The sequence below is a fragment of the Achromobacter sp. E1 genome, assembly GCF_037039475.1.
In the GTDB taxonomy this organism is placed as follows: Bacteria; Pseudomonadota; Gammaproteobacteria; order Burkholderiales; family Burkholderiaceae_B; genus Achromobacter; species Achromobacter mucicolens.
In genome coordinates this window covers 3,739,444-3,763,187 of sequence record NZ_CP146253.1, presented here as the reverse complement: position 1 = coordinate 3,763,187, position 23,744 = coordinate 3,739,444, and the positions used below count along the sequence as shown (strand labels likewise).

14 protein-coding genes are annotated in these 23,744 nt (G+C 62.7%); 9 read left to right on the top strand and 5 right to left on the bottom strand.

The window, feature by feature from the left end:
* Positions 1 to 29: 29 nt before the first annotated feature.
* The 5 genes from V6V88_RS17440 to V6V88_RS17420 form a co-directional block, all read right to left on the bottom strand.
* Positions 30 to 896, bottom strand: coding sequence for an ABC transporter permease (locus tag V6V88_RS17440; RefSeq protein WP_142054549.1), 867 nt, complete (start codon positions 894 to 896; stop codon positions 30 to 32).
* A gap of 5 nt (positions 897 to 901) precedes the next feature.
* Complete coding sequence (locus tag V6V88_RS17435; protein WP_338615811.1) at positions 902 to 1,825, bottom strand: ABC transporter permease; 924 nt, start codon at positions 1,823 to 1,825, stop codon at positions 902 to 904.
* A gap of 167 nt (positions 1,826 to 1,992) precedes the next feature.
* A complete protein-coding gene (locus tag V6V88_RS17430; protein WP_338615810.1) occupies positions 1,993 to 3,519 on the bottom strand; it encodes an ABC transporter substrate-binding protein in 1,527 nt (508 codons plus the stop codon).
* Positions 3,520 to 3,570: 51 nt separating this feature from the next.
* Positions 3,571 to 5,424, bottom strand: a complete 1,854-nt coding sequence (locus V6V88_RS17425) for a dipeptide ABC transporter ATP-binding protein (protein WP_223576125.1) — start codon at positions 5,422 to 5,424, stop codon at positions 3,571 to 3,573.
* A gap of 9 nt (positions 5,425 to 5,433) precedes the next feature.
* A complete protein-coding gene (locus tag V6V88_RS17420; protein ID WP_056324071.1) occupies positions 5,434 to 5,946 on the bottom strand; it encodes a winged helix DNA-binding protein in 513 nt (170 codons plus the stop codon).
* Positions 5,947 to 6,335: 389 nt separating this feature from the next.
* Between V6V88_RS17420 and V6V88_RS17415 the strand changes: the two genes are divergently transcribed.
* The 9 genes from V6V88_RS17415 to V6V88_RS17375 all read left to right on the top strand — a co-directional run bounded on the left by V6V88_RS17415 (position 6,336) and on the right by V6V88_RS17375 (position 23,452).
* Positions 6,336 to 8,054: a ShlB/FhaC/HecB family hemolysin secretion/activation protein gene (locus tag V6V88_RS17415; protein ID WP_223576124.1), complete on the top strand. Its 1,719-nt coding sequence runs from the start codon at positions 6,336 to 6,338 to the stop codon at positions 8,052 to 8,054.
* A 25-nt stretch (positions 8,055 to 8,079) separates the two neighbouring features.
* A complete protein-coding gene (locus V6V88_RS17410; RefSeq protein ID WP_338619640.1) occupies positions 8,080 to 19,572 on the top strand; it encodes a hemagglutinin repeat-containing protein in 11,493 nt (3,830 codons plus the stop codon).
* 434 nt (positions 19,573 to 20,006) lie between these two features.
* Entirely contained in the window at positions 20,007 to 20,279 is a 273-nt protein-coding gene (locus V6V88_RS17405; RefSeq protein ID WP_223576122.1) for a hypothetical protein, read from the top strand.
* Positions 20,280 to 20,377: 98 nt separating this feature from the next.
* Complete coding sequence (locus tag V6V88_RS17400) at positions 20,378 to 20,764, top strand: pre-toxin TG domain-containing protein (RefSeq protein ID WP_223576121.1); 387 nt, start codon at positions 20,378 to 20,380, stop codon at positions 20,762 to 20,764.
* Positions 20,765 to 21,066: 302 nt separating this feature from the next.
* Positions 21,067 to 21,273 carry a hypothetical protein gene (locus V6V88_RS17395; protein ID WP_223576120.1) on the top strand — a complete coding sequence of 69 codons (207 nt, stop codon included), beginning with the start codon at positions 21,067 to 21,069 and terminating at the stop codon, positions 21,271 to 21,273.
* Between the two features lie 513 nt (positions 21,274 to 21,786).
* Positions 21,787 to 22,344 carry a hypothetical protein gene (locus V6V88_RS17390; RefSeq protein WP_338615803.1) on the top strand — a complete coding sequence of 186 codons (558 nt, stop codon included), beginning with the start codon at positions 21,787 to 21,789 and terminating at the stop codon, positions 22,342 to 22,344.
* Positions 22,345 to 22,353: 9 nt separating this feature from the next.
* Positions 22,354 to 22,656, top strand: a complete 303-nt coding sequence (locus tag V6V88_RS17385) for a hypothetical protein (RefSeq protein WP_338615802.1) — start codon at positions 22,354 to 22,356, stop codon at positions 22,654 to 22,656.
* 221 nt (positions 22,657 to 22,877) lie between these two features.
* Positions 22,878 to 23,183, top strand: a complete 306-nt coding sequence (locus V6V88_RS17380; RefSeq protein WP_338619749.1) for a hypothetical protein — start codon at positions 22,878 to 22,880, stop codon at positions 23,181 to 23,183.
* Complete coding sequence (locus V6V88_RS17375; protein WP_175234143.1) at positions 23,180 to 23,452, top strand: colicin immunity domain-containing protein; 273 nt, start codon at positions 23,180 to 23,182, stop codon at positions 23,450 to 23,452. Before V6V88_RS17380 ends, V6V88_RS17375 begins: the two co-directional genes overlap by 4 nt.
* Positions 23,453 to 23,744: the final 292 nt, after the last annotated feature.

The following is a 23,744-nucleotide window of genomic DNA, read 5'->3' as shown; positions in this document are numbered from 1 at the left end:
CTTCCGCGCCCAGGGTGCGGATCGATTCATCAGACCTTGCCGGTCGGATCCAGGCGGTCGCGCAGCCAGTCGCCCAGCAGGTTCAGGCCCAGCACCGTCAGCATGATGGCCAGGCCAGGAAAGACGCTGACCCACCAGGCCGTCTGCATGTACGTGCGGCCATCGGCAAGCATACCGCCCCAGCTCGGGATCATGGGATCGACGCCCAGACCCAGGAAGGTCAGGCTGCTTTCCAGCAGGATGTTGTTGGCCACGTTCAGGGTCATCAGGATCACCAGCGGACCCAGCAGGTTGGGCACGATGTGGTGGCGGATCATGGCCAGGTCGCGCACGCCGAAGGCGCGCGCAGCCAGCACGAATTCACGCTCGCGCAGCGCCAGCACCTGCGCACGCACCAGACGAGCGTACTGCACCCATTGCGACACGATCATGAAAAAGATGACGTTGAACAGGCCGCCGCCCAGGATGGCGATGAAGGTGATGGCGACCAGGATGAAGGGCAGCGCCAGTTGCACGTCGGCAAAGCGCATGACGATCATGTCCCAGAAGCCGCGGTAGTAGCCGGCAATGAGACCCATGATGATGCCCAGCAGCGCGCCGCCCAGCACCGAGGCAAAGCCCACCAGCAACGAGATCTTGCCGCCGACGATCACGCGCGCCAGCACGTCGCGGCCCAGCGGGTCCGTGCCGAACGGGTGGGCGGCCGACGCGAAGGGCGCCATCAGGCGCGCGGCCAGGTCCATGGATTCGCCGCCGTCCGGGAACAGCCAGCCGGACGCCAGCACCAGCAGGACCATGACGCCGGTCAGAAGCGCGCCCAGCACGAACTCCAGCGAGCGATAGCGGCTGCGCGGCTTCATGGCCTTCGGGGCGGCGGGGGAAGTGGTTGTCTGCATGATGCTCAACGCGTGCGGATACGGGGATCGACGATGCCGTAGGCGATGTCGACGATCAGGTTGACCAGGACGATGACGGTGGCCAGCACGGTGACCGTGCCTTGCAGCACCGGATAGTCGCGGCCGGAAATGGCGTCGAATGCCAGCGTGCCCAGCCCGGGCCAGTTGAAGACCATCTCGATCACCACGATGCCGCCGATCAGGCCGCCGAACTGCAGGCCCAGGTACGTGATCAGCGGAATGGCGCAATTGCGCAGCGCGTGCTTGTACAGCACGACACGCTCTTTCAGCCCGTTGCTGCGCGCCACCATGATGTATTGCGCCGACAGCGTTTCCAGCATCGTCGTGCGCACCAGGCGAATATTGGTGGCGCTAAGGATGATCGCCATCGTCAGCGACGGCAGCACCAGGCTGGCCGGACCGCTCCAGCCCGAAGGCGGCAGCAGCGGGAAAGTAATCGACAGCAGCAGCACCAGCATCAGCGCCAGCCAGAAGTTGGGAAACGACAGCCCCACCAGCGACAGGATGCGGATGGCCTGATCCGTGGGCTTGCCGCGCTTGATGGCGGCCTGGATGCCCAGCGGCAGCGAAATCAGGATGGACGCGATGAGCGACGTGAAGGCCAGCATCAGCGTGGCCGGCAGGGCATCGCCGATCAGCTTGGCGACCGATGTGCCGCCCATGAAGCTGCGCCCGAAATCGCCGTGCAGCAGGCCTTGCATGTACGACAGGTACTGCTCGTGGAACGGCCGGTTCAATCCGAGCGCCTGCCGGATGTTGGCCAGATCCTGTTCGGTCACGCTGCCGGACCCTTGGCTGAGCATCAGCGCAGGGTCACCGGTCAGGCGCACGGCATAAGAGACAAGCAGCGTCACGGCCACGATCACGAAGACCGCCTGCAACACGCGTTTGATGAGAAATCCGGTCATAAGGCGCCGCACCGGCTTACGCCGTGGCGGGAAAAGGGTGTTAACGCGGCATCGATTCGCACCAATGCCTCAACGAGGCACACCCCAAGCGGGATGCCGCGGATCCGGGCTCTGCCGGTCCGCTGGCATGCCCCCTGGGGGGAAGCGCAAAGCGCTCGGGGGGGGACTTACTCTACGGCCGTCTCAAGGAAACGGAAGCGGATGTCGCCCGGGACTTCCAGGTTCTTCACGCGCTTGTTCACGCCCACGATCGTGTTCAGGCTGTACAGCGGCATTTCCAGCGCCTGGTCGGCCACGTACGCGGCGATCTCGTGCAGCATCGCTTCGCGCTTTTTCACGTCATAGACCGTGCGCTGCGCTTCCAGCATCGCGTTCAGCTTGGGATCGTTGTCGTACGGATTCCACTTCTGGCCCGAGTGGTACATCAGGTACGCCGTGTTGTCGTAGTCGTACGTCCAGCCGCCCCACTGGTTCTGCCACATCTCGCCGGTCTTGCCGCCGGGAATGATGTCGTTGAGCAGCACGCCGGTTTCATACGGCTTGATGGTGGCGCGCACGCCCACGCCTTGCAGGTAGCCGGACACGGCCTGCGCCACTTCGCGGAAGTTAGAGTCGCTGCCGCGCACGTCGATCTGCACCGTGGCGCCCGGCTTCACGCCGGCGGCCGCCAGCAGCTTCTTGGCTTCGGCGGGATTGAAGGGCAGGGGCTTTTGCTCGGGGTTGTAGCCGAACGATTGCGGACCCTGGAAGCTGGCGATGGTCTTGGCCTGGCCCAGCAGGAGCTGCTTGACGATGGCGTCGCGATCGACCGCCATGATCAGCGCACGGCGCACGTCGCGGTGCTGCGTGATGCCGTTCTTGGTGTTGTAGCGCAGCGCGAAGGCCAGCGGGCCGCCCGTGGAGATGACGTCGGCGTTGCCCGACTTCTTCACCGTTTCGATCAGGCCCAGCGGGATCAGCGTGGCGATGTCGATGCGGCCGGCCTGCAATTCGGCGACCTGCGTGCCGGGTTCGCCGATGAAGCGATACACCACCTTGTCCAGCTTGGGCTTGCCGCCCCAGTATTCGTCGTTACGCGCCAGCGTCACGTTGACCTTGGGCTGGTAGCTGTCGAACTTGAACGGACCAGTGCCGACCGGATGCGTGTTGAAGTTGTCTTCGCCCTTTTCCGTGATGTACTTGGGCGGCACGATCATCGCGCCGTAGCCCGCCAGCTTCGTCAACAGCACGGGGTCCGGCTGCTTCAGGATGAAGTCGACCGTGTACGGGTCCACCACCTTGACCTCGCCGATCGAGTCGTAGTTCGACTTCTGCGGGCCCTTGGCGCCTTCCGCGCTCAGCAGGCGGTCGAACGTGAACTTGACGGCCTCGGCATTGAAAGGCTCGCCGTTATGGAACTTGACGCCTTCGCGCAGCTTGAAGCGCAGGCGCTTGTTGTCGTCCAGGTATTCCCAGCTGGTGGCAAGGCCCGGCTGCAGCTTCAGGTCGGCGCCGCGCATGGTCAGGCCGTCGTACAGGTTGCTGCCGACCGAACCCCAGAACGTCACGAACGTGTCGATCGGATCCCAGCTTCCCGGATCCTGGTTGATGGCCACATTGAGCGTGCCGGCGGCGTGCGCCGTCGACACGGGCAGCGCGGCGGCAAGGGACAGCGTCAGCGCGGTGGCGGAGAGGGTGGTGCGAAGGAAGTGCATGGTCGCCTCCAGGGACGGGAAATCGGGTCGGACCGACGGATAAAAGGGGTTTCAGGCGGCGCGGGCGACCTGGTGGCCGGGCGCAAACTCAAAGAGGGGAACGATCGCGGGCTCATCGCCCACGCGGCGCACCGGGCTGGGGATCTCGCCCTCGATCAGGGAAGTGTCGATGTGGCGGCCGGGCTCGGCCACCGGGACGGCTGCCAGCAGCTTGCGCGTGTAGGCGTGCTGCGGCGATTCGAAGATCTGGCGGCGCGTGCCCAGTTCGACGATCTGGCCCAGGTACAGCACCGCGACGCGGTGGCTCACCTTTTCCACCACCGCCATGTCGTGCGTGATGAACAGGTACGACAGTCCGCGATCCTTTTGCAGATCCATCAGCAGGTTCAGGATCTGCGCCTGGATCGACACGTCCAGCGCCGACACGGACTCGTCCGCGATGATCAGTTTGGGATTGCTGGCCAGCGCGCGCGCAATGCACACCCGCTGGCGCTGGCCGCCCGAGAACTCATGCGGATAGCGCGTGGCGTGCTCGGGCTTCAAGCCCACCTGTTCCAGCAGCTCGCCCACGCGCTGCGCGATGGCGTCTTCGCCGCTCAGCAGGCCATGCGTGCGGATCGGCTCGGCGATGCTGAAGGCCACGGTCTTGCGCGGATCCAGCGACGCATACGGATCCTGGAAGATGTACTGGATCTCCTGGCGCAGGCGCTGGCGTCCCGCGCTGTCCATCGAGAAAATGTCCCGCCCGTTGTAGCGCACCGCGCCGGACGTGGGCGCCACGAGCTGCTGCAAGGTCTTGCCAATGGTGGACTTGCCGCTGCCCGATTCGCCCACCAGCGCCAGCGTCTCGCCGGGATAGACGTCAAAACTGACCTGTTCGACCGCATGCACCCGATGCGTGACGCGGCCGAACAGGTTGTGGCCCACGTCAAAGCGCGTGGTCAGCTTGTCCACGCGCAGCACGGGTTCGTCGTAGCGTGCGGTGTCCTGTTCGCGGGTCTCGCCCACCTCGCGCAGCGTTTCGCCTTCCAGCACGGTCTGCGGCGTGCGCAGCGGCAGGTCGCGGCCCGTCAGGCTGCCCAGGCGCGGCACGGCGGCCAGCAGTGCGCGCGTGTAGGGATGCTTGGGTGCGTTGAAGATTTCCTGCACCGTGCCTTGCTCGACCTTCTTGCCGCGCAGCATGACGACCACGTCGTCCGCCATCTCGGCCACCACGCCCATGTCGTGGGTAATGAAAATCACCGCGGTGCCCAGGTCGCGCTGCAGTTCGCGGATGGTGTTCAGGATCTGCGCCTGGATCGTGACGTCCAGCGCCGTCGTCGGCTCGTCGGCGATCAACAGGCGCGGCTGGCACGACAGCGCCATCGCGATCATCACGCGCTGGCGCATGCCGCCCGACAACTGGTGCGGATAGCGGTCCAGGAGCTGTTCGGCATCAGGCAGGCGCACCTTTTCCAGCAGCTTGCGCGCCGACTGGCGCGCCGCCGAACGCGACAGCTGCTGGTGCAGCATGATCGCTTCGACGATCTGGTCGCCGATGGTGAACACGGGATTGAGCGACGTCATCGGCTCCTGGAAGATCATTGCGATGTCGTTACCGCGGATCGCGCGCATCTGTTCGTCGCTGGCTTGGGTCAGGTCGACCTCGCGATCATCGCTGCCACGGAACAGGATCTGGCCGGTCGAAATGCGGCCGCCGCTGTAGTCAGTCAGGCGCATGATCGCCATCGACGTCACGGACTTGCCCGAACCGGACTCGCCCACGATCGCCAACGTGCGGCCGGGCCGCACGTCGAAATCCAGGTTGTCGACGGCGCGAAACCCGCCGGTGTCGGTATTGAAATCGACCGATACGCCGCGCACGGACAGCAGCGGGGCGGGGGCGGAGACAGGAATGCTAGACAACGTGGATTCTCACAGCGAGGTGGCAGCGCGGGCGGCCTGGTCGTACAGGCCCGAAAGGGCACGCAAGGTATTGGCCAGTTGATGACTGGCGTTGTCGGCGGCGGGGGAGTCGATGAACGGTTTGACGAGGCACTGCTCGCGCACTTCGGCGTAGCGCTGGATGGCGGCCGCGCCGGCGTCGGTGGTGGTGTAGATCACTTCCTTGCCCGTCTTGGCGCTTTGGACAACGCCCAGGCGCTCCAGCTTCTTGAGCGAGTAATTCACCAGGTGGGTGTCTTCGACATTGAGCGTGAAGCAGATGTCGGCCAGTTTCTTGCCCCGGCCCCGATGGAATACGTGGTTGAGCACCAGGATATCCAGAGACGTCAGTTCGGGCAGCCCCGCACACGCCATGCAGCGCACCATCCAGCGGTTGAACGCATGCGACGCAATGATCAGGCCGAATTCGACCTCGGACAGCTCAGGCGCGGAAGACGCAAGGTGGGAAGACGAAACGATGGCGTCCCGAACGGATACAGACATGGGCAAGGCAGGCAAAGGGACGGATCAACGACAAAACGTTGGCGAATTATTGACGATTTGTAGTTATGCCGGCATTCGGGTTAACCCGGCCCGATATTTCAGAGTTCTCTGATTTCTGCGGCTTAGGCAGCGTTTTAAAAAGGCGGCTGATGTAGCTGCCTGCTCACCTGTTCGAAGTCGATTTGTTACGTGCCCGAGTTCCGTCTTTAAGAAATATCAATAAAAGACGGCAATCAGCGCCATACGAACGACAAAGCGGGGCAATGGCGAAGAATTCAATGAAGAAACAATAGATATATATTGTAATAAACGGTATTGCGCGGCAAAATTCAGCCCCAATCGATCAACAGGAGACGACGCACGGCGGTTGGCCGAAGGCGTCCAGACGTATGAGCGGATCGCAGCACTTTCACGGAGCATGGTTGATTTGGGCGGCGCTTTGCGCCGGAGTGGGCATCAGTTCGGCGTGGGCGCAACCCGCCCCTGAGGCCGCACAGCGCGCCACAGAAATCCAGCGCCGGCAGGAGCAGGAAATCGACGCTCAACGCGCGCGGGCGGCAGAGCGTCCCGACGTGCTGTCAGCGCCCTTCGCGGCCCAGCCGGGCGGGTTGACCCTTCCCCCCGAAACCCCGTGCTTCGTCTTGCGGGAAGTCATCTGGGAAGGCCCCGAACCGCCAGATCTCCTGGCGCGCGCCACGGCCATCGTGCTGGGCGAATGCGTGGGCGGCGGCGGGTTGCGGGCGCTTCAAGAACACCTGATCGGCTTGCTGATCGACGACGGTCTGGTCACCGCGCGCGTCGTCGTGCCCGAGCAGTCGCTTGCGGACGGGTCGCTGACGCTGCGTTATCTGCCAGGCCGCATCTCCGCCGTCCAAAGCCAGGACGGCATCGGTTGGTGGCGTACGGCGTTGCCGACCGGCCCGGGCGGCGAACTGAATCAGCGTGATCTGGACCAGGCGCTTGAGAACATCCGGCGGCTGGGCAGCCAGGCCGACGCCGCCATCGATATCGCGCCGGGTCCCGAACTGGGCGACTCGGACATTCTCATCAAGCCAGGCACCGGCAAGCGCTGGCATGGCTACCTGGGTGGCGACAACGGCGGCATGGATACGGTGGGCAAGTATCAACTCAATGCCGGCCTGACCCTTGATTCCCCGCTGTTCCTTTACGACCAGTTGTCGGTCTCGTGGAACAGCAACGCGCACTGGCGCGACGCCGACTCCCACACGCGCGCCGCTTCCATCAACTACAACGTGCCGTTCGGCTACTGGACCGTCTTCGCGGGCGCCAGCAAATCCACATACCGCCAGACGGTCGCCGGCTTCGAAGAACCCATCGTCTACGGCGGCACCACCAAGCAGATCCAGGCAGGCGTATCGGTCGTGCCGTACCGGGGCACCTCCTACAAGGGCAACCTGTCGCTCACCGTGCTGCGAAAGCGCACCGACAGCACCCTGAACGACGTGGCCATCGACGTTCAGCGCCGCGACGTCACGGGCTACGAGATCGGCTACGGCCATCGCCACTACGTTGGCCGGGCCGTGCTGGACATCGGCGGCGGCGTGCGCGGCACACTGCCTCAGTTCTCCGACGAGCCCGGCTACATCTACGGCGACCCGGACTGGAACGGGCGCAGCACGATTCTTACCGCCAACGCGGGCGCTTATCTGCCGTTCCAGGTTGCCGGGCAAACGCTTGCCTATCAGGCCAACTGGCAGATCCAGCACGCCAAGACGGCCATTGTGCCGGCTGACTACTTCACGATCGGCAACCGCTACGCCGTGCGCGGCTTCGATGGCCAGATGACGCTCGCCGCCGAAGATGGCTGGACGCTGCGCAACGATCTGTCGTTCAACCTGGACGATCTGACCGGCCTTGCCGGCCAGCAGCTCTATACCGGCTTGGACGTCGGGCGCGTGGGCGGCCCGTCCGCCGAGTACCTGTCCGGCCGGACGCTGGTCGGCGCGGTCGCAGGCCTGCGCGGCCGTCTGTCCATTCCCCATGTCAGCGCCAGCTACGACCTCTCGGCCGGCTGGCCGCTCAAGAAACCCGAATCGCTCAAAACCGCGTCCACCGTCTTCGCGATGGCCGTGATGCTCGAGTTCTAAATCCGCTGTTCCCCGTCAGGTGCGCATGATGTCCAAGCTTCGTTCGTTGATTGTCTGGTCCATCGTCTTCACGCAGGTCTGGACGCCCGTGCTGGCGCAGACGCTGCCGATCTCCGTCGACAAGAACGTGGCCGGGCAAAAGCCGACCGTGGGCGTCACCAACGGCGTGCCGGTCGTCAACATCGCGCCGCCGTCGGCGGGCGGCGTGTCCAACAATCGCTACACGCAGTTCAACGTGGGACCGTCCGGCGTGGTGCTGAACAACAGCGGCGGCGCCAGCCAGACGCAACTGGCCGGCCAGGTGGCCGGCAACGTCATGTTGGGCAACCAGCGCGCCACCACCATCCTGAACCAGGTCACCGCGCCCAACCCGTCGCAACTGATGGGCACGCTTGAAGTCGCGGGCAATCGCGCCAACGTCATCGTCGCCAATCCGGCAGGCATCACCTGCAACGGTTGCGGCTTTCTGAACGCCGATCGCGCCACGCTGACCACGGGCCGTCCGCAGGTGGGGCCTGACGGCAACATCGCGCTGGAAGTTGCCGGCGGCAAGCTGCGCGTCGAAGGCCAGGGGCTGAACGGCACCGCCACCAGCCAGGTCGACCTCATCGCGCGGACGCTGGAGATCAACGCTGGCGTCTGGGCCGACCGGCTCAACGTCACGGCGGGTGCGGCGCGCGTGGACTACGCCACCGGCAACGCGACCGCTGGCACAGGCGAGGGCCCGGCGCCCGTCGTGGCGCTGGACACCGCGGCGCTGGGCGGCATGTACGCCAACAGCATCCGGCTGATCGGCACCGAAGCGGGCGTCGGCGTGAACGTGGGCGGCAACCTGGTTGCCTTGACCGGCGACCTGCAAGTCAGCGCGTCGGGCGACGTCCGTATCGCGCCCAGCGCCGCCGTGCAGGCGGCGCGGGATCTGCGCCTGGCATCCGGGCGTGACGTGGCGGTGGACGGCGCCGCGCAAGCTGCGGGCAATGTGGCGTTGGCCGCCGGCCGCAATGCCGCGATCACGGGGGCGGTGGGCGCGGGCGGTTCGATCGATGTGAACGCGGCAGGCAACGTAAGCGTCGCCGCGCAGGCCTCGGTGCAGACGCAGGGAGCGCTCCGTGTCGCGGCCGGGCAGGATCTGTCGTTGGGCGGCACGCTGCTGATGGGCGGACAAGACGTGCGGCTTGAATCCGCGCGGAATGTGCGGATCGGCGGCGACATCGCGCCGGGAGGGACGCCGCCGGGCGGTGGCGCAGGCACGGGGAACGCGGGCTCCGGTGGTTCGAGTTCCGGTTCGGGGTCCGGCTCCGGGTCGGCGGCGGGCGGTTCGAACGCGGGCAACGGCGGCGCGGCGGGCACCGCCACCGGCGCGGCGCAAGTCGGCACGAATTCCAGCGGTCTGGTCACCGCCACGGGCGCCGTCGAGCTCAAGGCGGGCCGAGACATGGTGCTGCCAGGCCAAGTCACCGCCGCGGGCGCGTTGCATGCGCAGGCTGGCGGCGACCTGACGACGGGGGCGACGGCTCAGATTCAATCAGGGGGACCCGCCCAGATACGTGCGAGCGCGGACCTGAACCTGGGCGGCATTGTCGGCGCGCGCGGCGACTTGTCGCTGATGGCCGGGCGCGACGCACGGGTGACGGGCAAGGGGTCCGCCACCGGCCGCATCGGCATCGACGCGGCGCGCGGTCTGCGCATGGACGCACCCGCGCAATGGGACGCCGAAGGCGAGATTGCCGCCAAGGCGGGCGCCGGCATGACGCTGGCTGGCACGCTCCGCGCCAACGGCAACACTGCGCTGACGGCGGGCCAGACGCTGGCGGTCGACGGCACGATCACGGCCGCGTCCGGCAGCATGACGGTCTTGACCGACGGCGACGTCGCTCTCGGCGCGAATGCACAGTTGGCGGCGGCCGGTCCCGTTGGCCTGACGGCTGGCGGCAGCCTGCAAAGCCTGGGCAAGGTCACGTCGCTGAAAGACCTGTCGATGCAGGCGGCGCGCGACATGATGCTTGATGGCGCAACGCTCGCGACTGGCGATCTGCAGGTGCAGGCGGGCGAAACTCTAGCGACATCTTCCGCCTCACGCCAGCAAGCGGACGGCTCGGTGACGGCCATGGCAGGCGACGCGTCGCTGGCGGGCGCCCTCATCGCGGGTCAATCCGCGCAGATCACTACGCAAGGCAGTCTGCGGGTGGACGGCACGCTACTCGCCGACGCTGGCACGCTTCAGGCCGCCAGCGGCGGCGACATGACGCTCGGGTCGGCCAGCACCCTGCAGGCCGTGCAGCAATTGACGGCCCAGGCTGGCGGCAACCTGCTCGCAAATGGCGCCGTCTCCGGTGAAGCCGACATTCATCTTTCCGCAGATTCCCGCGCCGAACTGAACGGCAAGACGGTCGCCAACGGCACCCTGCGCGCCGAAGCGGGCACGGACCTGACGGTGGGCCAGAGCGGGCTGGCGCAAGGCAACGCCAATCTCTTTCTCGGTGCAGGCCAGGACCTGCGCGTCGCCGGCACCGCAGGCACCGCGGAGCCTGCAGCGGGTCAGGCAGGCCTGCTGCAAGCCCAGGCTGCCCGGGATCTCTTTGTGACCGGCCTCGTCACGGCGGGCACGCCCGCGAGCCTGACGGCCCAGCGCAATCTGGGCGTGGACGGCACCGTGGCGGCGCTTGCCGGCAACCTGACCGCCGACGCGGGCGGGCAATTGCGCGTCGGCGCCAACGGCCGCATGCAGGCCGCGCAGAACCTCATCGCGCAATCGGGCGCCGACCTGGCGTCCGACGGCGTCATCGTCGCGGGCGGCGGCCTGACGCTAGCGGCGACCGGCGATGCGCGTCTGGGCGGCACGGCGGCCGCGCTGGGCGAGGCGGGCGCCGGCAATCTGCTGCTTACCGGCCGCGATGTGATCGCCAAGCAGGGCGCGCAGTTGCAGGCGGCGGGCACCCTCACGGCGCAAGCCCAACGCGACGTCAGCGCCGCCGGGGCGTTGGCGTCCGTGGGCGACATGATGCTGTCGGCCGCGCGCGATGCGGGCGTCGACGGCACCGCAGCCAGCGATGCGAACCTGACCCTGACCGGCCGCAACGTCGCGGTCGGTGCGGCAGGCCTGGCGCAAGCCGCCGGCACGCTCACGTCCACCGCGCAAGGCACATTGCTTGCCGCCGGCAGCATGCTGGCAGGCATCACGCAAACCCTCAGCGCGGGCAGTGGCATGACCCTCAACGGCACCGTGGCCGCGTTGGAAGGCGACCTGAAGCTGGAGACGCAAAACGGCAATCTCGACACGGGTTCTGCGTCCAGCCTGCAAGCGGGCGCAGCGCTGACCGCCACCGCGGGCGGCGCGCTGAACGTCATGGGTTCGGCTGCCGCCGGACAAGCCATGACGCTGCGCGCGGGCGGCGACGCCACGCTGGGCGGCGTCGCGGCCACCCAGGCCGGCAACGTCACCATCGATGCCCAGGGCGCGCTCTCAACCACGGCCGACGGCCGCATCCAATCCGCCGCGGATATCGGCCTCCGGTCCGGCAGCCTCTTGAAGAACGCAGGCATTGTGTCCGCGGCAGGCGCAGCCTCCCTGCTGTCAGATACCGGCCTGACCAACACCGGCTCGGTGCTCGCGGGTAGCGACGTCACCGCCACGGCAAAAAACGCGCTGAACAACAGCGGCCGCTTCATCGCTGGTGTCGGCGAGGACGGCACGCTCAGCCTGCCCGGCAGCGTCAACTTGACCGCAGCCTTCATCACCCACCCGGGCATCAGCGCGGCCGGCAAGGACATGACCCTGGTGGCAGGCGGTATGGATCTGTCCGGCGGCAACGTCTCGGCCGTCGGCAAGCTCGGGCTCACAACCTCCGGCGACATCACCTCGCGCAACGCCGTCCTGCACGGCGGCAGCGTCGACATCGCCGCCGCCAACTTGCGCAATCAAGACGGCAAGATCACGTCTGCCAGTGAGGCCATCGTCAAACTGGGTGGCGAACTGGACAACACCGCCGGCCTGATCGCCGCCGCGAACGACGCACGCATCGATGCCTCGCGTATCGGCAATGCCGGCGGCACGCTGGCGGGCGCGAATCTCACCTTGGTTGCGTCCGGCGCCGTTGACAACCAGGGCGGCCTGATTCAGGCCGACGACACCCTGACCCTGAACGCCGCCAGCCTGGACAACCGCGCCACGCTGACCGCATCCGGATCGCCACCCAAAGGCGTGCTGGCCAAAACGGCCACCATCGTCGCCGGCGGCATCAACAACCAGTCCGGCGCCATCAGCGCGGGCCAAGACCTGACGCTGGATACCGGCGAGCTGGACAACACCGGCGGCAACATCGCCGCTGAGCGCTACGCGACCATCAAGGCCGCAATGCTGAAGAACCACCAGGGTAAGTTGCTGGCCGGCGAAGGCCTCGCGGTCACGATCCACGCGCTGCAAGGCCTGGGCCTGCTGCAATCCGCGCAAGACCTGTCCTTCACCTACACCGGATCGCTCAACCAGACCGGCGACCTCGCCGCCGGCCGCGACCTGACGATGTCGGTCGGCGGCAACATGGACAACAGCGCCACCGTCAGCGCCGGCCGTGACCTGACCATCACGGCCAACGCGCTCAACAACCAGGCCAGCGGCGAACTGCTGGCCGGACGCAACAACACCATCAACGTCACCAACGGCCTCACGAACTCGGGCCTCATCGACGGCGGCGCGACCCACATCAACGCAGGTCGCGTCGACAACTTCGGCCGCATCTACGGCAACACCATCGCTATCCGTGCGGGAGAAATCGTCAACGGAGCAGGGCCCGGCGGCGGCGCGGTCATTGCGTCCCGCGGCGATCTGGATATCGGCGTGGGTTCGCTCGTGAATCGCGAACATGGGCTGATCTACGCGGCCGGGGATATGCGCATTGGGAGCGCGCTGGACGCGAATCGCAAGGCTATCGGGCAGGCTGCGTCGCTCGTCAATGCGTCGGCCACGATTGAGGCTGCAGGGAACGCGGTGATTTCCGCGGTGTCGCTGCAGAACATCAATACGAATTACGCCAGCGAGGTGGTGCCGGTTCAGAAGGCCCCCAAAATCTACGTGACCCCGGCTGGCACGACCGACATGTACGACATGGAGACGCATTGGTTGTGCGACAAGGTCACCGCGCTTTGCGGCAAGACGCCAGATTGGCTGGACGACGATCCTGAGCGCAGGTTTCTGCTTCCATCCACAAAGTATCCCTACGAACGTTACGGTCCGCCGTTCGACTACACGCGCGGCGGCAGGGGCCAATCCGGTGTCAATACGCCCATTTCCTTGGCCTACAAACCTGCCGTCTATGCGTGCAATGGTGGTGATGCCGGTGAGTGCTATGACGTTCCAGAGGATTTCCTCTACAGCCTGGACGCGCGAGTGTGGTCTGTTTTCGGCGTGACACCTCCGGCGCCGCTTCCCTACTGGAGAGAGCCCGCAAATCCCTGCTACGGCAATCAACCCCGGTGTGTTCAAGAGGCGGAGCAGCGCCTCGCATACGAGAATGCGTACGCTGCATACAAGGCCGCGTATTTGGAACTGGATCAGCGCATTCGCGAGTTCAATGCCGATTTCCGTACGCGCTTGGTCGGCACGTTTACGTATTACGTCGTCGAAGAGACCATCACCGAGACCCGCACCCTTTCTTCCGATCCTGGCCAGATTCTGTCTGGCGGCTCCATGACGCTGGTTGGAACCGTTACGAATGACAAGAGCCAGATTGCGGCCGGCGGCACCCTGTCGGTCAGTGGTCCGGCCATCAACAACATCGGCGCTGGCGGCCAGCGGGTCATCACACGCGTCGGCACGGCCACCGTCACCCAGCCTCGCGACAGCGACCGCAAGGAATACTCCGAAGCCTACAACCGCACCCTCGCCGCCGAATCCATCGAGCTGCCCGTTGGCACTTCCGGCGGAAACGTGTCGGTCTCGCTCAGCGGCACGGCGCCCGGCGCAAGCGCCGCCACCGCAACCGGCCCCGTCCTGGTTGCCAGCCTCGGCTTGCCCGGCGGCAACGTCGTGCGCACGGTCTCCAACCCGGCCACGATTCCCGACAGCCAACTCTTCGCCGTCAACGGCACACCCGATGCCCCGTACGTCGTCGCCACCGACCCGCGTTTCATCGGCAACCACGAGTCCGTTTCCAGCGACTACCTGTTTGGCCTCCTGCAACAGCCCGGCGCACCGGTCGGCAACGCGGGCGCATCCGGCGCCATCAAGACGGGCTTGGGCAACACCCCCGGTGGCCTGAACGCCCTGATTCCTGCCGGCGCAAAATTCCTCACGCCGTCCGGCGAACCCCGCCGCCTGGGCGACGGCTTCTACGAACAGAAACTCGTCTCCGACCAGATCCTCGCCACCACCGGCCAGCGCTTCCTGGACGGCTTTGGCGACAACGACAGCCAGTACAAGCAACTGCTCGCCAACGGCGCGCAATTCGCCCTGACCAACGGCATCAAACTCGGCGCCGCGCTCACCGACGCCCAGCAACGCCAGCTCACCACCGACCTGGTCTGGCTGGTCGAGCAGACCATCACGCTGCCCGACGGCACCACCGAGACTGTGCTGGTCCCGCAGGTCTACCTGCTAGTGCGCGAAGGCGACCTGAAGGGCGACGGCACGCTCATGGCCGGTCGCGACGTCAAGCTCACCGCTGGCGGCGACATCAACAACAGCGGCACCATCGGCGCCCGCGACGCCACCGTCATGACCGCCGCCAACATCGTCAACCAGGCCGGCGGCCGGATCCAGGGCGCCATCGTCGACCTCGCCGCACGCGAAGACCTGATCAACCTGGTCTCGCTCATCAAGGGCGACAACGTCGCCCTGTCGGCAGGCCGCGACATCGCGCTTACGTCCACCTCCGCCTCGGAGAACAACGGCGCCACCTGGGGTTCGTACATCTCGGGCGTGTCCCGCGTCGACGCCGGCAACCTCAGCATGCAAGCAGGCCGCGACATCAACCTGACGGCCGCGCAAGTCACCGCCACGGAAGACGCACGCCTGCAGGCGGGTCGCGACATCAACCTGGCCACACTGCAGGAAAGCCACGGTGAATCGCTGGTCCGCAACAAAAAGAATCGTCACGACCTGAGCACCGGCTCTGAAGTCGGTTCGTCGATTGCGGCGGATGGCAACCTTACGCTGATTGCCGGGCAGGACGTCAATGCGCGTGCCGCGGACGTGACGGCGGGCGAACAGTTGGCCGTCGCCGCGGGCCGCGACATCAACATCGGCGCGGGAGAAGCTTCTGCTTCCGCGCGCGACGAGATGTACTACAAGACCAAGGGCTTTCTCTCCAGCAAGAGCACGCACTCGGTCGATTCACAGGCGTGGACGCAAGCGCAGGGATCAACCTTCAGCGGCGACGCGGCGGTGTTTCAGGCGGGCAGGGACTTTTCGCTTAACGCTTCGCAAGTCGTCACCACTAATGACTTGGTCGTCGACGCCGGCCGCGATCTGTCGGTAACGGCTGGGACGAACACCTATGGTGAGAGCCATTACAAGCGAGTAAAGAAAAGCGGTCTCTCAACCGGTGGTTTGGGAATTTCGTACAAGAGCAGCGACGCTAAATCCCTGCAGACCGTGGACGGGATGACGCAAAGCGACGCGCGGAGTCTATTGGGCGCGACGGGCGGCAACGTCATCATCACCGGAGGGCGGGATGTCCTGATCGCAGGCAGCGATGTGGTCGCGGGCAGGGCGGCAGGCGACACCAAGGGCAAAACCGGCAACATCGATATCCAGGGAGGAAACGTCGCTATCGTGGCAGGGCGTGACGTCGAGACGACCCACAGCGAATACTCCCTCAAGGAAAGCGGCTTTGGCGTGGCCGTAGTTGGGACGGTGATGGACACCGTTAAGAATCTGTCCAATGCCGGGTCCGTCAAATCCAAAGGTCACGAGCTTGCTCACAGCGGGGCCACGACGCCCGGCGTGTCGTTCTCATACAGCAGCAGCAAGAGCAGTGGATCGTTCGACTCGCATAGCCAGGTCAGCAGCGGCTCGTCCTTGAGCGCAGCCGGCGACATCGTGGTGCGCGCGACCGGCAGCGGCGTACGCGACGCCTCCGGACGAGCGCAGGATGGCGACGTCGTGATCTCCGGGTCTAGCCTGCGCGCCCAGGGCGGTGTCGTACTCGATGCCCAACGCGACATCGCCGTTGTTGGCTCAGACAACCGCCAGACCCAGACCAGCGAAGAGTCCAGTAAGAGCACCAACTTCTCGTTTGGAAGCATGAGCCTGGGAGACATCGGTCGGGCGGTTGACGGTGGTCCCAATGCCAGCGGCGTCAAGATGTTCCCCTACGGCAGTCAATCGGCGCAATCCGATGAGCTGTCTTCAGGCACGTGGCAAACGTCGTCGCTCATCACGGGCAACACAGTCCACCTGAACAGCCGTGACGGCGACATACGCATCGCCGGATCCGCCATTGACGCCATTAACAACGTGGGCCTTTTGGCTAATCGCGGATCGATCGTCATCGACACGGGCAGCGCGACGCGCGACCACAGCAGCAGCTACAGCAATAAGACGGTGGGTGATCTCGGGCGTGAGGGTAACGGCTTTTCCGTGGGGGTACGCAGCAGTAGCGGCAGCCTGAATGAGCGCAGCAGCACGCCGAGCGCGGCCGGCAGCACCATCACCAGCCATCTGGGTGATGTCTCGATTGTGGCCATGGACGACGTACTGGTGCGTGGAAGCGATATCCGTGCAGGCCGCGACCTCCTCATGGCCGGCCAGTCAGTCGCCATCGAAGGCAGTTATGACACCAGCGTCTATCGCCAGTTCCAGGAGACCAGCCAGATCGGCGTAACGATCAGCGCTAGCAACCCTGGTGTCAGCGCCGTGCAAAGCACCAACCGCATGCGCGAGGCGGCCCAGGAGACCAACAATGGCCGCCTGCAGGCCATCGCAGCCGTGGCGGCCGGTTTGGCCGCCAAGAATGCCTATGACGCGGTGGCGAAAGATCCCGCCAAGGTCGGCGGGATCAACATCAACGTCGACTTCGGTGCCAGCAGCGCCAGCCAGACCAGCAGCGGCCAAAGCAGTACCGCAAGCGGCGCGGCCATTTCCGCTGGCCGCGACATGACGATCATCGCCGCCGGCAAGGGCGATCAGTCTGACATCATCGTGTCCGGATCTGACCTTGCCGCGGGCCGCAACATGGTGCTGGATGCGCAAGGCGACATACTGCTTACCGCTCAACAGAACACCGCCAGCCAAAAGACCGACGGCAAAAGCAGCAGCGCCAGTATTGGTGCGGGCTTTTCGATCGGGGGAACCCAAAACGGCGTCAGCATCAACCTGGGCGCGGGTGGCAGCAAGAACAAGAGCAATGGCGAGGATGTGACGTGGAACAACACGCACGTGCAGGCCGGCAACGTACTGACCATGAAGTCCGGCGGCGACACGGTTCTACGCGGCGCGCAAGCGACCGGCGACCGGATTCTGGCCACGGTGGGCGGTGACCTCGTTATCGAAAGCCTGCAGGACATCAGCAACTACACGGCGCGCGACCGCAGCGTGGGCGTGCAGGTAAGCCTGTGCATCCCTCCCATCTGCTACGGCGCCAGCTCGGTCAGCGGCAACTATGGCAACACCAAGATCAACAGCGAATACGCCAGCGTCACGGAGCAGTCAGGTCTGTGGGCGGGCGACGGCGGCTTCCAGCTCGATGTCGCCAAGAATACCGGCCTGATTGGTGGCGTCATTGCCAGCAGCGACAAAGCGGTCGCCGATGGCAAGAACGTCCTGATCACCGGAACCCTCACCAGCCGCGATGTTGAAAATCGCGCCAGCTACGAAGGCCAGTCCATTCAGCTGGGCGGCGGCGTGAGCTTTGGCGGCGGCAACGAAGGTGGCAAAGACAAGAGCAACATCGGCACCGATGGCAAGGGCGAGGTCGCTGGCGGAACCAAGGCCACGCCGAATTCAAACTTGCCCAGTTCGAACGGCGTGAGCATGGGTGTGCCGGTGGTGGCGGGTGCCAGCGGAGAAGCTAGTTCCACCACGCTCAGTGGCATCAGCGGCGGCACGATTGTCATCCGAGACGAAGCTGGGCAGAAAGCGCTGACGGGGCAGACGGTGGACGAAGTGATCGCGGGGTTGAACCGAGACACCAAGGACACGCTGAACAGTCTGGATCCGATATTTGATGAGAAGGAGATTCGGGCGGGGTTTGAGATCGTTGGGGAAGCTAGCCGGCAGGTTGGGCAGTTTTTGTCGAATCGAGCGGAAGAAAGGCAAACCGCGAAGGAGCGTTCTGAAGATAAAACCCTCTCGTACGCGGAGCGCGCGAAAGCGGCACAGGACTATGCCGAGCTGGAAAGCAAGTGGGGCGCGCAAGGATCCTATAGCCAATGGGCCACGATCATTCTCGGCGCGGCCAGTGGGAATGTGACCGGTGGCACGGGCCAGTTCATTCAGGCCGCTGCGGTCAATTATTTGCAAACCCTGGGTGCTGCAAAAGTCAAGGAGTTGAGTAGTGCGTTAGGCGGAGAAGGGTCTGTGGGCCATGCCGCGTTGCACGCGGTACTTGGCTGCGCTGGGGCCGCTGCTCAGCACGCATCGTGCGGCGCGGGCGGCGCCGGCGCGCTATCGGGCGTAGTGCTGAGCAAGCTGCTGGAAAGCATGGACGGCGCCAACGGGAAGGATCTGTCTCCTGATGAAGCGCAAGCGCGCGTCAACCTGATTAGCAGCATAGTCGCGGGCATTGCTGCGTCAATTGATCCCGCAGCGGCGGTGCCGGCAGAAATTGCGGCGCGCATCGAGGCGGAGAACAACAGTCAGTATAGGAACCGCGACAAGGTTGCCCGGATGAAGGCCGAGCTCGTGGGGCGCCTGGAGGCAGAGTGCGGCAATGACAATGGTTGCTTGCAGGCAGGGTGGGCTGAAGCGGATCGGATGACGGCGTCCTATGACGAGGTGCTTACGCTGACTCACTATCCCGACCTGACCAAGGAGAAGGCCGACGCGCTCGCGCAATCGGTCTTGGATCTGGCCCCGGGAGTGTCAAATGCCAGCGCGCTTTACGAGCTCGTGACGGGGATGACGGCTACCGGTGATGAGGCAAACCGGTATTTCGCGGCGATTGGTCTTGTTCCGCTGGCTGGCGGCATGATTAAGAAAGGCAGTCAGGCCGTACATGCGTTCGCGGAGGCGGATAAGGGGCTTGACGTTGCAAAGGTGGGAAGCTCAAAAGGCGACTTTTGGTCTTCAACCAAGTATAAGAATCCGGTAGAAAATGCATATGGGCATTGGGATAAACATAAATCTGAGTTTCCGGAGTTTCAAAATTCCAAACAATACGTGGAAGGAGCAAAAAAATTTCTAAACGATCCCCCTCCTGGTAGTCTCACTAAGACTCGGCCTAACGGGGATGTAGTGATTTATAATATCGAGAGTAATGTCATCGGAATTAAATCTGCTGACGGAACGCCTCGCACCATGTTTAAGCCTGAGCCTTCTCAGCACGGATTTTCGACGAATTTGGAGTATTTCCATGCTCAATAATAACGGTTTAAATTGCCGAGTCTGCGGCTATCGCTCAGAAGTTCCGTCATGGGGTAACGACGGACTAACGCCGCTCTACGATTTTTGCCCTTGCTGTGGCGTTGAGCATGGTTATCAAGATTCGACCAAACATGGTGCCTGCGCGTATAGGAACCATTGGATTTCCACTGGGGCCGAATGGGAAGATCCTGGATCTAAGCCTGACGGCTGGCTCCTGAGTGAGCAATTGGCTAATGTGCCCTCGGACTTTCGGTAGGTGGCGCGCTGAGATATGGGAAAGTCTCTCCCAATGGTCCTGGAGGTTATGTTATCGAGTACAACGCAGGAAAGGTCATAGGGACTAATTCCGCAGGTGTCCCAACCTCCACAATTAAGGTTAATGTTCGTGGTGGGGTGATTCAGACGGCGTTTCCATTCTAATTAGGGAGATAATCATGGCTAACGGTGGGTCTCTAATGGGTCAATTTATCGCTCAGGAATTGAACGCTAGTGTGCGCTCTGTTTTGAATGGGGCGCTTGACGAAAGGGCACGCTCGGATGACGTTTTGCTCAGGGAGTTTGAATTTAATTGTTTTGATGTTGTTCTTGATTTCGAGAGAGGGGTAGTTAGGTTGCAGGATGCGCTGTCGTCAGGTGTTGAAAGCTCTACTGAGTTGCCATTACCGGACTTTATTTTTGCATGTGGTTTGCACTTGTTGAAAGCGTAGATAAATAGGCCTGGCATGAACGCCCTAAATCGCCACAACCAGCGTCTGGCTGGTTGTGGGATGACAGTGGATCGCCTGGGCCGGCGCTCGCGCAAGCGGTGCTGGATCTGGCGCCGGGAGTGTCAAATGCCAGTGCGCTGTACGAGCTCGTGACGGGGATGACGGCGACCGGTGATGAGGCAAATCGTTATTTTGCTGCACTTGGCCTTGTGCCCGTCGCGGGAGGCATTACCAAGAAGGGCGGACAATCCATTCAGGCATTTGCGGAAGTGCATAAGGCTTTGAATATTACCAAATTAAAAACCGGCGTTACGGGGCAGACTAAGAGTGCGAAAGGATTTGTTCCTGCGGAGATGTCAGGCTTAGAATTCGAAACGAAGTCAATCTTAAAGGCTGGCGGGAGTATTGAAATAGCACTTTCTTCAGGCAAAAATTCGATAAAACGGGTGCAGTCGTTGATAATAGATTCGCACGAAGCGACCTAATCGGGAGATATTCTCCGGACGGAAATCTACGTATCGATTGGTATGAAACATCGATTTCAGGGAAAGGAGTGGGAACGGAAAAGATATCTAGAGCGATCGAACTAGCTGGTCCAAACAAGATTAATTCGGTTTCGGCCCTTTTGGGTGCAGCGAATGCGGCGGTCTTTAGAGATTCGGTCTCATCCGGAAGTTCGTTGGAACAGGCGGTGTGGCATACTCCGCTCGGAAAATCCGTGAGTAGTTTGGGGTTCCAGGTGGCCGAGGTAAATGGGGAAGCGGTTAAGTTTCTTTATAGGTGACATATGAATAAAGTTGCCGCTATTAGGCTCCTTATGGATAAAGGTTTTGCGCGGGATGTGCTGGAGTTAATAGAAGGGGAATCTGAATTTACGTCGGGTGAGTCAGCAGGCGTTCCCGATAATCCGGATTTGAAGAAGCTCTGGGGTTATATCGGTGCACCATTTGAGGTTTGTTGTCGAATTTGGTCAAGGGGAAAATTCGGCAGTTAAGGGAGGAAAATTCAGAACGCCTTTTCCTCGTGAGTTTGAGCAATGGCTTCAGGCAGGAGCGCCCGGGATCGCCAGTGCTGATGTTGATGCTTGTCTGCGGATCGTTTGCTCTCAACTTAATGTTGATTGTGACGGGCGATTGCCGTGTTGGGTGGACAGCAAGGGGCATTGACTGGAAATGGGTGTCCGGTTCGGAGTTCATCCACGCCAACAGGCTCGCAGCAGTTGCTCGCTGTTGGGCGATGTAGGGCTTGAGTTGGTGTTGGATGCTAGTGAGGCGTCTCGCCGTGGATTCGCTTACTCTGGGTACTAAGATGAAAAGTCGCTTTATAGATGTTGATTGTTCGGCTTTGATCGAGGATTTTTTGGAAGGCTGGCCCGAGTTTCGTCCTGGACACGGGGGGGTCGTAGAGCAAACAGCTTCATCCCGACGAGAAGGAGCTTACCAAAAGGATTGCAGCTGAGGCACGGGCCCAGGGTCTGAGCTATACGGTTGAACAGATAGAGGCACAGATGCGAAAAATGGATGTTGCTATGCCCAATGGCGAGTCCTACGCGGGTGGACCTGCTGTGGTCGTCGGCTACGAAGGGATAAGCGACAGAGGAGCGAACTTTATCGACGACGGCAGAACGGAGAGCGGGCAGCCAATCCCCATGGGGTTTGGTGCGCCGGAGTTGGACCGGCAGCTTCAGGGCCTTATTGTTTCCCACGCTAGCGGTGGGACAATTCCGACCGGACTTTCGTATGCCCTGACGCCGGACCGCGTCGATCCAATGCATCGCTTTGAGCTTCCGTTTTTGCAGCATTCCCCGATGGCTCGATATTGCGTGACAGGTGATTTCGCCGCCGGGCTTCAAAGAAACATGACGGCAGCCGACTTTCTCGATAAGCGGAACGAGAATGCGGATGTTCTAGCCTATATCGGGCAGACAGCAGGTCGTTTTGGAGCCGCGGCGAGCACGTTAGCTACGGCATCCGGCCCTTATGCTGGCTATTTGAAGGGGGCCGCATCGCTAGCGGTTCGATGCCTCAGGCGTCGTCAATATTCACCGAAATTGGTGAATACTTAAAATCTACATATGCAAAATAAATTCGTAACTAGTGTAATTAAGCGGTTGGGATCGATTTTTATCCGTGATGGTAACTTTAGGCCAATTTTCCGATATGTATTCGTGATCGTTGGTGTGGCTTTGATTTTTTTGGACTTGGAGTTTTGGCGTACGTGGTGGTTGGGTTTGTTTGGGTTTGTGATCGGGGGGGTTGGAGGTTATTCTACAAGGGCCCACCAATTAGGGATTCGTCCGTTTGAATCCCCTCCTTATCCTGCTGGATGGTTAAAGGATCGTAAGAATGAAAAGAATAATGATGATCAAGATGAATGAGTGCAGGTACGTCGCATCCTGGAGCAACGGATCTTACGACTTGAAGACAGAGTGTGCGGTGGGGGCGTTTTGATATTGGTCTTGGCGCGGGTATTCATGGGGGCGGTTGGTACGCAGGTCCGACAATATCAGCATCGACGTTGCCATCAGCAGCGCCAGTCAGACCGGCAGCGGGCCAAAGCAGTACCGCACGCGGCGCGGCCATTTCCGCTGGCCGCGATATGACGATCATCTTCGCGGGCAAGGTCCATCAGTCCGGCATCATCGTGTTCGGATCTGACCTTGCCGCGGGCCGCAACATGGTGCTGGATGTGCAAGGGATTATTTGCCATGAATCTACAAACGAGGTTTACCCCAGTTACCCCCGATTACGAAAGTTGCGCCGAGTGCTGGTCTTGCGCAACATCACCGGAGCCTGGGGCAGCGCCACGCACGACTGGAAGGCCGCTATGAACCAGACAGGATTTAAGCTCTCGCCCGGCACTCAGCAGTTTGAAAATTCTATTAAAAATGGAGTTCTTCGATGAGCCTGACTATTTTGGAGTTTGCAAGGTCGTATGTGGCGGGAAGGTTGACAGCCGATATTTTTTCTGTGGCATATATCGAGCTTTGGAAAATTGAGCGAGATAGGAGGCTTCTTCAGCTCGATGAATCTGCGCTGAACGCGTGTTTGTCTAGTATTTTTTGTGCCGCGGATATGTACGAACCAGATGAGTCACGGGCAGAGTATGAGCTTGACGATGAAATGCTTAAATCTGAAGTCGCGAGGTTGCTGACAAATATAGCCGCTGATTAATTGGTGCAAAAGGGACCGGTGTGTAGGCGGAGTGCCGCAAATCATTCTCAATCGTCAGAAATCGGGGATCACGATCGGCGTGGCCGGCGGCATGCTGGGCGCGGCTCAACAGATTCAAGGCACGCTTCAATAGGCTGGAGAAGCCAAGAGCGGGCGTCTCGCAGCCGTCAAGGTCGGGCAGGCCGCATACCAGGCGGTGCAGGCAAACCGAACGATGGACGCGGCGAAGAGCGCAGAGGCTACGACCGCACAGACGGAGGCCGCCAGCGCACAGATCCAGATCAGCGTGGGC

Coding starts and splice junctions, on each gene's coding strand:
- V6V88_RS17440 (WP_142054549.1), bottom strand. CDS start 896: ATGCAGACAACCACTTCCCCCGCCGCCCCGAAGGCCATGAAGCCGCGC.
- V6V88_RS17435 (WP_338615811.1), bottom strand. CDS start 1,825: ATGACCGGATTTCTCATCAAACGCGTGTTGCAGGCGGTCTTCGTGATC.
- V6V88_RS17430 (WP_338615810.1), bottom strand. CDS start 3,519: ATGCACTTCCTTCGCACCACCCTCTCCGCCACCGCGCTGACGCTGTCC.
- V6V88_RS17420 (WP_056324071.1), bottom strand. CDS start 5,946: ATGTCTGTATCCGTTCGGGACGCCATCGTTTCGTCTTCCCACCTTGCG.
- V6V88_RS17415 (WP_223576124.1), top strand. CDS start 6,336: ATGAGCGGATCGCAGCACTTTCACGGAGCATGGTTGATTTGGGCGGCG.
- V6V88_RS17410 (WP_338619640.1), top strand. CDS start 8,080: ATGATGTCCAAGCTTCGTTCGTTGATTGTCTGGTCCATCGTCTTCACG.
- V6V88_RS17405 (WP_223576122.1), top strand. CDS start 20,007: ATGGCTAACGGTGGGTCTCTAATGGGTCAATTTATCGCTCAGGAATTG.
- V6V88_RS17395 (WP_223576120.1), top strand. CDS start 21,067: ATGAATAAAGTTGCCGCTATTAGGCTCCTTATGGATAAAGGTTTTGCG.
- V6V88_RS17390 (WP_338615803.1), top strand. CDS start 21,787: ATGCGAAAAATGGATGTTGCTATGCCCAATGGCGAGTCCTACGCGGGT.
- V6V88_RS17385 (WP_338615802.1), top strand. CDS start 22,354: ATGCAAAATAAATTCGTAACTAGTGTAATTAAGCGGTTGGGATCGATT.
- V6V88_RS17380 (WP_338619749.1), top strand. CDS start 22,878: ATGACGATCATCTTCGCGGGCAAGGTCCATCAGTCCGGCATCATCGTG.
- V6V88_RS17375 (WP_175234143.1), top strand. CDS start 23,180: ATGAGCCTGACTATTTTGGAGTTTGCAAGGTCGTATGTGGCGGGAAGG.